Source organism: Streptomyces sp. NPDC043996 (assembly GCF_056435225.1).
This window is the reverse complement of record NZ_JBWKEY010000011.1, coordinates 104,505-118,508: the sequence shown is the minus strand read 5'-3', so window position 1 is coordinate 118,508 and position 14,004 is coordinate 104,505. Positions and strand designations below refer to the sequence as shown.

The 14,004-nt window shown below is 73.3% G+C and carries 9 protein-coding genes; 5 read left to right on the top strand and 4 right to left on the bottom strand.

Annotated features, from left to right (window positions below; translation table 11 throughout):
- Nucleotides 1-5 precede the first annotated feature (5 nt).
- Together AC07A4_RS27525 and AC07A4_RS27520 are read left to right on the top strand one after the other, a co-directional pair.
- Nucleotides 6-548 (top strand): putative immunity protein, encoded by a 543-nt coding sequence (locus AC07A4_RS27525; protein WP_478603315.1) that lies wholly within the window; start codon nt 6-8, stop codon nt 546-548.
- Between the two features lie 83 nt (nt 549-631).
- Nucleotides 632-1,417, top strand: a complete 786-nt coding sequence (locus AC07A4_RS27520; RefSeq protein ID WP_478603313.1) for an alpha/beta fold hydrolase — start codon at nt 632-634, stop codon at nt 1,415-1,417.
- Between the two features lie 105 nt (nt 1,418-1,522).
- Here AC07A4_RS27520 and AC07A4_RS27515 read toward each other — a convergent pair whose 3' ends face one another.
- Nucleotides 1,523-3,106, bottom strand: a complete 1,584-nt coding sequence (locus AC07A4_RS27515) for an alpha/beta hydrolase (protein ID WP_478603310.1) — start codon at nt 3,104-3,106, stop codon at nt 1,523-1,525.
- Nucleotides 3,107-3,387: 281 nt separating this feature from the next.
- Here AC07A4_RS27515 and AC07A4_RS27510 point away from each other — a divergent pair, with 281 nt between their 5' ends.
- The gene (locus AC07A4_RS27510; RefSeq protein WP_478603307.1) at nt 3,388-3,891 is read left to right on the top strand and encodes an RICIN domain-containing protein; all 504 of its coding nucleotides are present in this window, start codon (nt 3,388-3,390) and stop codon (nt 3,889-3,891) included.
- Between the two features lie 88 nt (nt 3,892-3,979).
- Here AC07A4_RS27510 and AC07A4_RS27505 read toward each other — a convergent pair whose 3' ends face one another.
- Entirely contained in the window at nt 3,980-7,291 is a 3,312-nt protein-coding gene (locus tag AC07A4_RS27505; protein WP_478603306.1) for a S8 family peptidase, read from the bottom strand.
- Nucleotides 7,292-7,512: 221 nt separating this feature from the next.
- Nucleotides 7,513-8,466, bottom strand: coding sequence for a S1 family peptidase (locus AC07A4_RS27500; protein WP_478603303.1), 954 nt, complete (start codon nt 8,464-8,466; stop codon nt 7,513-7,515).
- A gap of 439 nt (nt 8,467-8,905) precedes the next feature.
- Between AC07A4_RS27500 and AC07A4_RS27495 the strand changes: the two genes are divergently transcribed.
- Complete coding sequence (locus AC07A4_RS27495) at nt 8,906-9,889, top strand: SMP-30/gluconolactonase/LRE family protein (protein ID WP_478603300.1); 984 nt, start codon at nt 8,906-8,908, stop codon at nt 9,887-9,889.
- Here the strand turns inward: AC07A4_RS27495 and AC07A4_RS27490 are convergent.
- Nucleotides 9,886-10,599, bottom strand: coding sequence for an RNA polymerase sigma factor (locus AC07A4_RS27490; RefSeq protein WP_478603297.1), 714 nt, complete (start codon nt 10,597-10,599; stop codon nt 9,886-9,888). The genes AC07A4_RS27495 and AC07A4_RS27490 overlap by 4 nt on opposite strands.
- A gap of 466 nt (nt 10,600-11,065) precedes the next feature.
- Here AC07A4_RS27490 and AC07A4_RS27485 point away from each other — a divergent pair, with 466 nt between their 5' ends.
- Entirely contained in the window at nt 11,066-13,954 is a 2,889-nt protein-coding gene (locus AC07A4_RS27485; RefSeq protein ID WP_478603295.1) for an ATP-binding protein, read from the top strand.
- The last annotated feature ends 50 nt before the right edge of the window (nt 13,955-14,004 follow it).

Sequence of the window (14,004 nt, the reverse complement as noted above, 5' to 3'; positions counted from 1 at the left end):
GCGGCGTGACGATCGCGGCCGGTGACTTCGAGTTGACCATGGACGAGTTGCGCGCCGTGGCGCGCTTCGCGGTGGAGAGCGCCCAGGAAGTCCTGCCGGTGTACGAGGACGCCAACCCAGGCGACCCCCGGCCCCGCGCGGCCGTTGACGCCGCCCGGGCGTTCGCGGACGGCGCGAACAGGACCATGGCGCAGCGCGTCACGGCCCTGGACGCGCACCGCGCGGCGAAGGAGGCGGCCACCGAGGCCGGGCGTCTCGCCGCGCGCGCCGCCGGTGACGCCGCGGCCGCCGCGTATCTGCATCCGATCGCGCGGGCCACCCAGGTCGGCCACATCCTGCGCGCCGCCGCGTGCGCGGCGCGCGTCGCCGAACTGACCGCGGGTGACGACCCCGACGTCGGCCTCGAAGAGCTCGACCGCGTGCGCCGACGCGCGACACCGGTCCTCATCGACGTCCTGAGCCGGTACCCGCACGCGCCGGCCGGCAAGAGCCGCGTCGCGCTCCTCATGAGCACCTTGGACGCCTCCCTGCGCGCGGGCCGCCCGTAAAGGCCCCGGCCGCCACCCCCGGCACGTCACTCCCTGCACGTCACCTCATTCGACCCACCCCAACCAAGTGAGCGGTGAGCCTCATGCCCTACACCTCGATACACGACACCCGAGTCCACTACGAAGTCGACGGCCACGGGCCCGGCCTGGTGCTCGTCCACGGCACCGGCGGCGACGCGCAGTCGGTCTTCGGCAATGTGGTGGGCCGCTTCACCCGCGACCGCACCGTCGTGCGGCCCAACTTCAGCGGCAGCGGACAGACCACCGACGACGGCTCCGACCTGACCGTCGAGCTCATCTCCGACCAGGTCGTCGCGGCAACGCGGGCCGCGGTCAAGGGCCCGGTCGACATGCTCGGCTTCTCCCTGGGCGCGGTCGCCGCGGCGGCCGCGGCGGCGGCCCACCCCGACCTGGTGCGGCGCCTCGTCCTGGTCGGGGGCTGGTCGCACTCCGGCGGCGCGCGGGACCGCTTCTACTTCGAGACGTGGCGCAAGCTCCTCGACACCGACCGCGAGCTGTTCAAGCGGTTCTCCACGCTCACCGGCTTCAGCGCCGCCACCCTGGACCTGTTCGGGCACGACGGGCTCGAGCGGACGCTCTCCAACGACTGGCCGCCGCCCGGCATCGGCCGCCAGATCGACCTCAGCGCGCGCATGGACATCCGCGGCCTCCTCCCCAAGATCACGGCCCCCACCCTGGTCGTCGGCATGGGCGCGGACAACTTGGTCTCCATGGAGGCGTCGCGGCAGCTGGCCGCGGCGATCCCCGGCGCCCGCCTCGTCGAGATCGACGGCGAGGGCCACATGGACTGGTTCGGGGACCCCACCGGCGTGGTCAAGCTCGCGCGTGACTTCTTCGACGCCGACTGACCGCCCGCGGCGCCGGGACCGGCGGCCCGGCTCCCCTCAGGCGAAAGCCCGCCGGAGACCGCAGGTCCCGGCGGGCCCGCCGCTCACCGCTCGCGGACGGCTCCGTTACGAGCAGACTGTCCCGTCGGCCGGGACCTTGCCGTCGATCAGGAACGTGTCGATCTTCTTGGTGGCGCAGCGGTTCTCGCCGTACGTGCCGTGGCCCTCGCCGTCGACGGTCAGGGTGACGCCCACGTCCTTGCCGAGGCCCTCGGCCATGCGCCGCGCGCCCTCGACGGGCGTGGCCGGGTCCCCGGTGTTGCCGACGACCACGATCGGTCCTGCGCCCTCCGCCGCCACCTGGGGCTTGTCCGCCGAGCCGCGCACCGGCCACTGCGAACAGCCGAGCATGCCCTCCACCATCTCGGGTCCGAAGACCGGCGAGGCCTTCTCGAACGCGGGCCGCTGGGCGTCCACGTCGGCCTGGGTGTGGCGGCTGCGGGTGTCGGCGCAGCCGATGGCCGCGTTCGCGGCGTGCATGTTGCTGTAACGGCCCTTGTCGTCACGGCCGTTGTAGGAGTCGGCGAGCATCAGCAGGTTGTTGCCGGTGCCGTCCGCCATCGTCTCGCCGAGGCTCTGCGTCAGGGCTTCCCAGCCCTCTTCGCCGCCGTACAGCGTGGCGCCGATGCCGGTCAGGGCGAGGTCCTTGGTGAGCTCGCGGCCGCTCTCGGTGGGCGCGGGCTTCTTGTCGAGCTTCGCCAGCATGGCGTTGATCCGCCGGTTGCCCTCGGTGGCGTTCTTCCCCGTGGGGCACTCCTCGCCGTACTCCTCGACGCAGTAGTCCATCGCGGAGCCGAGCGCCTTCTGGAAGGCCTTGGCCTGGGCGAGGCTCTCCGCGACCTCGTCCTGGCTCGGGTCGACGACCGCGTCGAAGACGGTGCGGCCGACGTTCTTGGGGAACAGGTGCGCGTAGACGCCGCCGAGTTCGGTGCCGTACGAGATGCCGAAGTAGTTCAGCTTCTTGTCGCCGAGCACGTGGCGCAGCAGGTCCATGTCGCGCGCGGTGGTGGCGGTGGAGACGTGGGGCAGGACCTTGGCGGAGTTCTTCTCGCAGGCCCGCGTGAACCGCTTGATGTCCTTGAGGGTGTCGCCGCTGCCCGGGTCGTTGTCGAGGGTCTTGTCGTCCAGGCACTTCACGGGCGTGGTGTTGCCGACGCCGCGCGGGTCGAAGCTGACCAGGTCGTAGGCGGCGTTGAGCTTGGTGTAGTCCTCGGCGGCCTGCGGCAGGGTGGCGACGCCGGAGGCGCCCGGGCCGCCGAAGTTGTAGACGAGGGAGCCGACGCGCCCGTCCCCACCGGTGGCCTTCTTGCGGATGAGGGCCACCTCGACGGTCTCGCCCTTGGGCTTGGCGTAGTCGAGGGGCGCCTTCATGGTGGCGCACTGCCAGGCCTTGCCGGGCGCCTTCGCGGTGCCCTGGGCGGCGGACGGCGCGGGGCAGGAGCCCCAGGAGAGCCGCTGGCCGGTCAGGGCCGCGGGCAGCGCGGACGCGGCGCCGCCCTGGCTCGCGGCGGCGTCGGGGGTCGCCGACGTCTTGCGCTCGCCGCCGCCCTCACCATCGGACCCGCCGCTGCATCCGGCGAGGACCGGGACCGCGAGCAGCGAGGCCGCGGCCAGTACCGCGACACGACCCGAGCGTATGGGGTGAGGCATCCTCTGTCTCCTGCCGATATTGACCATGTGGGGGTAAATGGCTAGTAAAGTCGGCTTTACCTTACCCATAGGCCGCCCCCGTGTCCGCAAGAGGGGCGCCATACGACGGCAGTGGGCCCGCCCGGCGCCGCCGGGTGTCCGCTTCCGGCCGGGGGCACGGTGACAGTCGGCCAGAGAGGGGCCGCTGGTTCCGCTGATCGGGACGATGCCTTGCGGGGCCACACGGCCGGGAGCATCCTCAGGCGCGGCATATCCGTGCACATGTTCCCGAGGGGGAGACCATGCGCAAGACGTATCAGTCAGCGGGATTGCTCGCGGCGGCCGGCCTGGTGATCAGCTTCGTCTCCGTCTCGTCGGCGGCGTCCGCCGACACGGACGGCGAGCGGAAGACCAAGGCGGCCGCCGGTTCGCAGATCGTCTCCAACTTCAACAACAGATGCCTCAACGTCGCCCATCTCAACACCGGTGACGGCGCTTCGGTGCAGACGTACGACTGCGACGGCTCGCCCAGCCGGCGCTGGACGCAGAGCGGCACCCAGCTGCGCAGCGACCTCAGCGGCAAGTGCCTCGAACCGGCCATCGACAACGGCGACAACGGGGCGGCGATCCAGGTGTTCGGCTGCGCCGGGCTGCCCCGGCAGGGCTGGCACTGGAACGGCACCGAGCTGCACAGCGACCTCAACCACCGGTGTCTGACCATCGCCGAGGCGAACTGGTGGCAGGGAGCCGCCGTCGTGCTCAAGGACTGCTCGGGCGCCGGCCACCAGCAGTGGCACACCAGCTGACCGACAAAAGGAGAGGCCCGCCGGAGACCATCGGTTCCGGCGGGCCCTTCCGCTAGGTGATCACTTGCCGTAGTACGCGCCTAGGTGATCACTTGCCGTAGTACGCGTCGTACAGCGTCACCGTGGACTTGTTGTCCTGCTTGTCCGTGACGCTGGCCTTGAACGAGATGCCCTTGCCCCGGGCCGGGTTCTTGACGGTGACCTTGCCGTCCGTCACCACGAGCTTGGTCCACTCCCGGCCGTTGTCGTAACTCACCTGCACGGTCAGGGACTTGAGGTTGGCGCCCGCCGCCGCGCCCTTCACCGTCACGGGGAAGGTCTGCCGCGCGCCCGCCGGGGCCGTGCTGGCCAGGTCCAGCTTCGGGCCGAACCGGACGGTGGAGACGGGAAGCGCGGTCTTGTCCGCGGTCTTCTTCGAGCGGAAGGTCCAGCTCGCGTCCACCCGCGTGGTCGCGGTCCCCGCCTTCGGGGCGCGGAGCGCGGTCGCCTCGAGCTTGTACGCGGCGTCCTCCGCCGGGACCTTGAAGGTTTCCGCGCCGGTCACCGGGTCACCGTTCTCGGCGATCTTCGTACCGTTCCGGTAGAGGACCGACTTGCTGGCCGCGGTGTACTCGGAGAAGCCCTCGTGCCCGGCGCCGTCGGCGAGGATCGGCAGGCGTCCGCCCAGCTCGTCGCCCTCGCGGAAGATGCCGTTCTCCTTGTCGACGAGCGGGCCGAAGACGCCGGTGTTGAACGTCTTCGCGTAGGTCTTGCCCGCCTTGAAGGTCTTCGGCTCCGCCATGCGGTACCAGGCCTCGATGTCGCTGTCGTCGCTCTGCGCCTGCGCGAAGTCGAGGCCCCACTGCGTCTTGCCGAGCGCGGACACCTGGAGGGTCCGCGTGCGCGGCAGCGACTGCGGTTCGATGATCCGGGAGATACCGCCCGCCTCCGGCAGGTACCCGGCGACGGACAGGCTGCCCTTGCGGCCGGGCGCCGACGCGCCCATGCCGACCTTCACCGTGGCGAAGTCACCAGTCTTGAAGTGCTGGGTGTAGCCGGTGGCGAGCTTCTTCACGGGCCCGCCGGACATGATGTCCACCTGCGTGTCCACGCCCTTCACCCAGGTGCCGAGCCACTGCTGCGCGAGACCGCTGGGCACCTCGGGACCCAGGTGCGCCGTGCGCAGGCCCTTGAAGGTGTCGGGGCCCATGGCGCTGCTCTCGTTGCCCGCGTACAGGTACCGCGCATCCCCCGACAGCGCCTTGGCGCCCGCGTGCGGAACCGTGATGTCGACGGGCTTGGCCTTGCGGGCGTCCAGCGTCACCGTCGTCTTCTTGGCTACGGTGAGCTCCGGCTGGACCAGCCAGTCGGTGCCCTTGCCCGCGTTCTGCGGGTCGACGTAGACGGACGTGTCCACCAGGTACGTACCCTTGGGGACGCGGACCTTGACGGTGCCGGAGGCGTCGTGCGGATCCAGGTTCAGGCCCGCCGCGGCGCCCGTGAGGGCCTGCATCCACGTCGTGTACGAGCCGGTGGCCCGCCCGTCGCGCCCGAGCGTCTTCAGCGTCACGTCGTACGACTCGACCTCGCGCTCCACGGCCACGGCCGTGCGCACCGTGCGCTCGCCGCTCTTGGCCACCACGTACGCGGAGTACACGCCGTCGACGTCACCGCCGACGCGGGTGTCGGCCGTCAGGGCGACGGAGGCGGTGCCGCCCGCCGGGACCTTGACCTCCTTGGCGCCGAGGCCGAACAGGCCCTCGGGGGCCGGCTTGCCCTTCGGGTCCAGGGCCGTCACCGACAGGTCGAGGGTGACGTCGTCCTTGCCGAGGTTGCGGTACGTGAGCTTCTTCGTGACCGGCTTGTCGTCGGCGTGCGGCCACTGCTGCCTGCCGAAGTTCATGGACACGGGGTCCGCCACCACGCTCTGCCCGATCGCCCGGTCCACGGCGACGCGGCCCGAGCCCTGCTCGAACACCGTGGAGCCGCCGTCCTTCGTGGAGCCGGTGAGCGCCGCCTTCAGCTCCGCCGACTTCCACCCCGGGTGCTGCTGCTTGAGCAGCGCCGCCGCGCCCGCGACGTGCGGCGCCGCCATCGACGTACCGGAGATCGTCAGATAGCCCTCGGGCTTCTGCCCGACTTCCCTCTCGATGACGCTGCCGGGCGCTGCCGCCGCCGTGATGTCCACGCCGGGAGCCGTCACGTCCGGCTTGATCGCGCCGTCCCCGACGCGCGGGCCCCGGCTGGAGAAGTCGGCGAGCTTGTCGCTGTCGTCGACGGCGCCGACGGTGAGCGCGGCGTCCGCGCTGCCGGGCGAGCCCACCGAACGGGAGTCGGGGCCCGAGTTGCCCGCCGAGATCGCGAAGAGGACGCCCTTGTCCTTGGCGAGGCGGTTGACGGCCGCCTCCAGCGGGTCGACGCCGGGCTCGTCGCCGCCGCCGAGGCTGAGGTTGACGACGTCGGCGCCCTGCGCGGCCGCCCACTCCATGCCCGCGACGATGCCGGAGTCCTCACCGCCACCCCCGTCGTCCAGGACCTTCCCGCTGAGCAGGGTGGCCTTGGGGGCGACGCCCTTGAACGTGCCGCCGGACTTCGCTCCCGTGCCCGCCGCGATCGAGGCGACGTGCGTGCCGTGGCCGAAGCGGTCCTTGGCGTCCGGCGACGACGTGAAGTTCTTCTCGGCGGCGACCTTGCCCTTCAGGTCCTGGTGCGTGCCGTCGACGCCCGTGTCCAGGACGGCGATCTTCGTGCCCGCGCCGTCGAAGCCCGCCTCCCACGCCTTCGGGGCGCCGATCTGCGCGACGCTCTTGTCGAGGGTCACCTCCCGGGTGCCGTCGAGCCACAGGTGGCTGACGTCGGGCGCCGAGCTGAGCCTCCGCCACAGGTCCGCCGCGTCCTCGCGCGGGGTGGTGACGGCGTCGGCGTTCAGCGTCCGCAGGCTTCTGCGGACCGTCGTGTCTCCGGCCGCGCGCACGTCGGCCTTGGCGGAGCTCCCGGCTCCCTTGTAGCCGACGATCAGCTTCAGGCCCTTCTTCTGGGCCGTGCGGTTGCGCTTCTTGCTCAACTCGGTGACGTCGAACAGTCGTTGGTCGACCTTGCCCCGCCGGATCAGACGCTGGGCGTCGTACGGCAGGACCAGGGTGTGCCCGCCCTTGACCGTCCGGGTCCGTACGGGGATGTGCTCGCGGCCCTTGGCCGCCTTGAAGCCGGTGACGCGGCCTTTGGCGTCCACGGTGACGCGGTCGCCGGTGATCAGCGTGAGGGTGTGCCGGGTCCCGGTGAACGCGGAGGGGCCTTGCGGCGATTCGGTTCCCCGTGCCGTTTTCTGCCGGTCTCCTCGCGGAGCCGCGCGGTCCGCGTCGGCCGACGCCGGGCTGGTCATGCCCGCCGCCAGGACCGCCATGGCCGCCGTGGCCACCATGGCCGCGGAGGTTCTTCTGGCCTGTTGACGCAATGTTCCCCCTGAAGTCGATGAGCGAGGTGCTCGTGGTGCCGGGGTGCAGAACAGACGTGCGCCACAGAAGAGGGCTCCCGGAACGCTCAGGTTCCGGGAGCCCTTGCTCTTTTTCGTTCAACTAGTCCTGGAGTGAGTTGGGTTGGCCCGTGCGACCGGTACGGAACACGGGACTCCGGGCGGCCCGGCTAGCGGGCGTTCACCGCCGGGACGCGGGGGCCGGGAGCGGGCGCGCGGTGCTTCTCCGCCGCGGGCTTGGGCAGCGTGCAGCCCGGACGGCTCAGGTCGATCTTGTTGCCGGTGCCGACGCAGGGGACGACGATGTACGTCTGCTGCGCGTAGCCGATGTTGGGGCGGACGGTGACGTTGCCGTTCTGGTCGACCTCGCACGGGTTGTTGTCGGTGCAGCGCTGGCCGCTCTCGTTGATGGTGTTGTTGACGGCGACGACCTTGCCGGTGGCGTCGTCGATCACCGGTGATCCTGAGGTGCCGCCGATGACCTGGCAGGGCTGGGTGTAGCGGAGCGAGTCCTTCCAGGTCCAGCGGCCCTCCTTGAGGCGGTAGGCGAAGCCGTCGACGCTGCACTTGTACATCCGCTTCCAGTACCCGGACGCGACCGTGATGGCCCGGCCCGCCTGCGGGTGCGCGGCGTCGAGGTCGAGGGCCTTGATGCCGTAGCGGCTCTCGATGTCGCTGTAGGTGCTGGTCAGTTCGTACAGCGAGACGTCGGTGTCGGTCATCGTGCCGTACGCGATCTTGCTGGCGCGGACGGTGCCGAGGCTGCCGCCGCTGGCGTTCAGGAGGGTGAAGCTGCGGGTGGATGGCCGGTCGACGATGACCTGGCCGGGGCCGGGGAAGCCGGTCTCCAGGCAGTGGCCGTTGGACAGCACGAGCGCGCGGTCGCCGGGCTGCGAGCTGGGCACGCGCACGACGGAGCCGGAGCAGTTGCTCAGCGCCACGGTCCCGGCGAAGGTCACGGCCTTCGCCTTGACCTTCGCCTTGGCCTGGGTGGCCGCGGCGGGCCGCGCGGCCGCCGCCCGCTTGTCGGACGACGGCGCCTCGTCGCTGACGGCGGCCGCGGGTATCGCCGTCGCGCCCAGGAGCAGCGCGGTGAAGACGGCACCGACGAGAGGCTTGTTCATGTGGGGGTCCCCTCTGATGACTGTGTGACCGATCTGATGACTGTGTGACCGAAGGTGCTTCGGTTTTGTCATGCGCATCCTTGGGGGAACGAGGCGCCAGGACAAGACCGTGTACGGTCAAGTCCACCGTCGGCACGCCGCGTTGAACCCCCTCGGGACGCCGCGTCGAACGCCCCCCGGGACGCCGCGTTGAACGCCCCTTGGGACGCCGCGTCGAGCGCCCCCGGACCGGCCCCCGATCCTCGGCTGACCGCACGCGGGCGTTTTCAGCCAATTCGCACGACCGCCCTTCCGGAAGATCCGGCAGTTCCTCCCCGCTCCGGTGCTCCCCCGCGCCGCCGCGGTGTCGCCATCCGGCCACAAACGAGTCGAGCGGGGCTCACGGCGTCGGCTGTGATGGCGTGAGCCCGCCGGATCCGTCGACAGAAGGTCGTGCCCCATGGCAGCTCGCGTCTCCGCTCCCTCCGCCTCCCGCAGAAGCGTCCTCGGCGCGGGCGCCGCCCTCGGCGCGCTCGCGGCCCTCGGGCCGCTCGCGAGCACGGCCCGCGCCGAGTCCGGGCGCGGCTCCTGGCCCACGGAGTTCCCCCTTCCCGACGGCTTCCGGCCCGAGGGGATCACCATCGGGCCCGGGCCTTACGCCTGGTTCGGCTCGCTGGGCGGCGGGGACTTGTACCGCGCGAGCCTCGCCACCGGGCGCGGCGAGAGGATCGCCACCGGCACGGACGCGATGAGCATCGGCCTGAAGAGCGACCGGCGCGGCCGGCTTTTCATCGCCGGTGGCGGCTCCCGCCAGCTGCGCGTCGTGGAGGGCCGCAGCGGCCGCGTCCTCGCCAGCTACGAGGTCGGCACGGCCGCCTCCGTCGTCAACGACGTGGTGCTCACGCCCCGTGCCGCCTGGTTCACCGACTCCACCCAGCGACAGCTCTACGGCCTGCCGCTCGGCCCCCGCGGCGAGCTGCCCGCCCCCCGGGACGTGGTGACGCTTCCCCTGACGGGCGAGTGGGTGCAGGCCCCCGCCGACGGCTTCACCACCAACGGCCTTTCGGGCACCCCCGACGGCCGCGGACTGCTCGTCATCAACGTCCACGCCCACGGCGGCAGCCTCTACCGCGTCGACCCGCGCACCGGCGACGCCCGCCGGGTCGACCTCGGCGCCAGCAAGCTCCCCGACGGCGACGGCGCCCTCCTCCTCGGCCGGACGCTGTACGTCGTCCAGCAGGTGCAGAACGCCGTGGACGTGTTCCACCTGGACGCCACGGGCCTGCGCGGCACCGCCGTCGCACGGATCACCGACCCGCGCTTCCGCGTCCCCACCACCGTCGCCGCGTACGGCGACCGCCTGTACCTGCCCAACTCCCGCTTCACCGACGTCCCCACGCCCACGACCCCGTACAACGCGGTGGCGGTCCGGCAGGTTCGCTAGCGGCGCCGCCCGACGGCCGGGGCCCGCCGTGGGGGGCTCCCCTGGTGCGGCGGCCCTGGCGCGGCGCCCCGGCGGCGCTCCCGGCGCAGCCTGCGTCGGCGAGGAGCGGACCGGCGCGCGCCGACGACACGGACGACGACCGCGGCGAGCGCGGCCCGCAGGGCCACCACCGCGCGCGCCACGTGGGTGGCGACGGTGCCCGGCTTCTTCCGCATCGCCCGTGCCGTTTCCGCCTGGGAGTAGCCAAGGGCCTTGGTGGCCCACACCGCCGTGCGCTGCTGCGCGGGCAGCGCCCGCAGGGCCCGGCGCACCGCCTCCCGGTCGACGACCAGGCGCTCGACGTCCGTCGACGGCGGCGCGTCCCAGCGCAGCGGGTCGGCCGCGCGCCGCTGTTCGAGCCGGTGGTGCGCGGCCACGCGCCGGGCAAGGCGGGCGACCTCGGTGCGCAGCACCTTGAAGAGGTAGGCGCGGGGTTCGTGGACGCGCCCGGGGTTCCGCAGGGCCGTGGCGAAGGCGGTGTTGACGACGTCGTCGGCGTCGGCGGCGCTCCGCGGCACGCCCGCCCGCGCGAGCAGTCCGCGCGCCAGCCCGGTCATCTCCCCGCGGTGGCGCTGGTACAGCACGCCGAGGCTGTGAGCCGTGACCTTCCCGGGTGCGCGGGCCGTGACCGCCCCCGGCTCCTGGGCCACGGCCGCCTCCGGCTCATCCATGGGTCCTCCCCCGCGTCCGGCCGTCCCTCGCCCCGCGAGCCGCTGGCCCGCTGGCGCGCTCTGCCCGGATGATGGCAGCCCTGCCCCGCGCGCGGTTGCGATAGGCCACGCTGTCGAGCAGTTTCGTGACACTCGGGATCAGGACTCCGGCCACCAGCAGCGCGATGCCTACGAACTCCACGGTCAACACGGTCACCCTCCTTGTCCACTGCGGCCGTTGCCCGCGCTAGCCGTGGCGCGCGGCCGTTCACCTCAGCAGAGGCACGAGCGCGCCGCCCTCTTGACACGCGTTCCCAAGATTCTTTCCGCGCCGGGTCCGGGCCTCGGCCCTACAGGAACTCGTTGAAAGCGCTCCACGGTCTTGCTAGGCGCACTCCGGTCGGCATAACTTCACGCTGTCACCGTGGTGGAGCGCTCGCCGCCCTCGTGCGCGCCCCCACGGGCCCCCACAGGCCGGAGTCACCCCATGACTGCCTCCCTCCTGCACACCGCGGAGACACCCGTTCTGGTCGGCCGGACGGAGGAACTGCGCTCCCTGACGGAAGCGCTCGCGCGCACGCCGTCGGTGGCGCTGGTCGAGGGCGAGGCCGGGATCGGCAAGACCCGGCTGATCCGTGAGGCCCTGCGCCACCCCTCCCTGCGCGGCCGCCGCGTCCTGGTGGGCAGTTGCCGCCCGCTGCGCGAGCCCTTCCCGTACGGTCCTGTCTTCGACCTGCTGCGCCACCTGACCGACACGCTGCCCGCAGCGCTCAGCCCGGTGTGCGGCGCGCTGCGCCCCTACCTGCCGGAACTCGCCGACCGCCTGCCGTGCGCGCCCGATCCCCTGCACGATCCGCGGGCCCGCAGGCACCGCCTGTTCCGCGCCGTGCGCGCGCTGCTCGACGCGCTCGGCCCGGCCGTGATGGTCGTGGAGGATCTGCACTGGGCCGACGACGGCACCCGGGACCTGCTGCGGTTCCTGGTGGACGAGCCGCCGCGGACCCTCGCGGCCGTCCTGAGCTTCCGGCGCGAGGAACTGCCGGGCGCGGGGCTGCCGTTGGGCCGCGCCTATCACCACCCGCCCGGGACCACCTCGGTGCTCATTCCGCTCCGCCCCCTGGACGTGCCCGCCGTGCACGCGATGTGCGCCGCCCTCACCGGCGCCGCGGCGGCCTCCGCGGCCCTGGCCGCCGAACTGCACCGGCGGACCGCGGGCATCCCGTTCGTGGTCGAGGAGGTCGTCCGCGCGCTGCCCGAGCACATCCGGCGCACGCCGCGGGCGGGGCGTGCGGCGCTGGAGGCGATGGCGGTGCCCACGCTGCTGCAGGAGGCGATCGCCGACCGCATGAGCGTGCTCTCGCCCGGCGCGGCCGCCGCCGTGCACGCCGCCTGCGTGCTCCGCGTGCCCGTCGGCGAGGCCCTGATCGGCGACGTCATGCACGGCACCGCCGGGCACCCGGTGACGGCGAAGGCCTCGGCCGCCGTGCGCGAGGCGCTGCTCGCCGGTGTCCTGTACGAGTGGGGCGACGACCAGTACGGACTGCGCCACGTCCTCGCGCAGCAGGCGGTCTACGCGAGTCTGCCGGGGCCGGACCGGCACCGCCTTCACCGCCAGGCCATGCACGCCCTCGCGGCACAGGAGCCGCGGCCCCTGGTCCAGCTCGCCTACCACTCCCGCCAGGCGGGCGACCTCACGCGCTGGCAGCGCTACGGCGAGGCGGCGGCGGCCTCGGCGCGCGCGATGGGCGACCTGGCGCTCGCCGTGGACCTGCTGGAGGAGCTCCTTTCCGACGGGCGGCTGAGCCGGATGGCCTGTGCCCGTATCGCGGTCGACCTCAGCAGGGACGCGGTCGTCGGGCTCACCCACCGCCGGGCGACCGCGCTGCTGCGCAGCATCCTGCGCGACCAGCAGCTGCCCGAGGGCCTGCGCGGCGAGATCCGCCTCCACCTGGGCCTGCTGCTCTACAACCAGGCGGGCCGCCACGAGGAGGGCCGCGTCAGCACCGAGCGGGCGATCAGGGAACTGCGCCGCCGCCCGGCCCTCGCGGCCCGCGGCATGGCCGCCCTGGCCATGCCCGCGTGGGGAGACCACCCCTACCCCGTCTACGAGCGCTGGATCGAGCGGGCCGAGCGCCTCGCCGCCAAGGAACCGGGCCCTTCGGTGTGCACCGCGGTCCGGGCCAACCACCTGGCGCTGACGATGTACGTGGGCGACCCGGCGGTCTGGGACCAGGCCGAGCGCCTCCTGGACACCGCGGGACCCGGCGGCGACCGCCGCCAGGTCGCCCGCGCCTGCGGCAACTTCGCCGACGCCGCCGTGTGCCTGGGCCACTACCGCGCCGCCCACCGCTTCCGCAGGCTGGGGCGGCGCCTGGCCGCCGAGTGCGGCGCCGCGTTCCTGTCGGGCATCGTGGAGGGCACCGCGCTGCGCCTCGACTGGTACGAGGGCCGCTGGCAGGGCCTGGCCGAACGGGCCCGCCAGATGCTGGACCTGGCCCCGGGCGTCTCCGGCATCGCGGCCGACGCGCATCTGGTGCTCGGTCTGCTCGCCTCCGCGCGCGGGGAGTGGGACGAGGCCGCCACCGCGCTCAAGGCCGCCGGTCTCGGCGCTCCGCACAACGCCCCGGGGCCGGTCCTCGCCACCGCGTCCGGCGCCATGACCCGGCTGCTCCAGGCCCGCGGCGACGGCGACGAGGCGCGGGCCGAGGCCGAGCGCGCCCTCGCCCGGGTCCGCCGCAAGGGCATCTGGTGCTGGGCCGGTGACCTGGCGCCGATGGCGGTCGCCACGCTCGTGCGCGGTGGCCGTCTCGCGGACGCGGAGCGGGTCACCGCCGAGCTGGCCGACGGCATCGACGGCAGGGACGCGCCCCTGGCCGCGGCCGCCCTCCTGTCGTGTCACGGCATCCTGGCCGCCGGGCACGGCCGCACCGAGGAGGCCGCCGCGGCGTTCGACACGGCCCGCGCCGCCTACACGGCCCTGCCGCAGCCCTACTCCGCCGCCCGCGCCGGTGAGGCCGCGGCCCGCTGCCGTCTCGCCCTGGGCGACGGCGGCGCCGCGCCGCGACTCGCCGCGGTGGCCGAGCGGTTCGCCGAGCTCGGCGCCACCCGGGACGCCGCGCGCTGCCGCCGGGTGCTGCGCGGTCACCACGTGCCGCTGCCGTCCCGGCGCGGGCGCCGCGGCTACGGCGACGAGCTCTCCCCGCGCGAGCGCGAGGTGGCCCGGTTCGTCGCGCTCGGGCACACCAACCGGGAGATCGCCGACGTGCTCTTCCTGTCCCCGCGCACCGTCGAGCAGCACGTGGCCAAGGTGCTGCGCAAGCTCGGTGTCGGCTCCCGCGCCGAGGTCGAAGGCAGCGGCCTCGCGATCACTCCGTAACGAGGTGACGGCGCCCCCGGAGCGGACCGGGGGCGCCGTCGTTGGGGAGC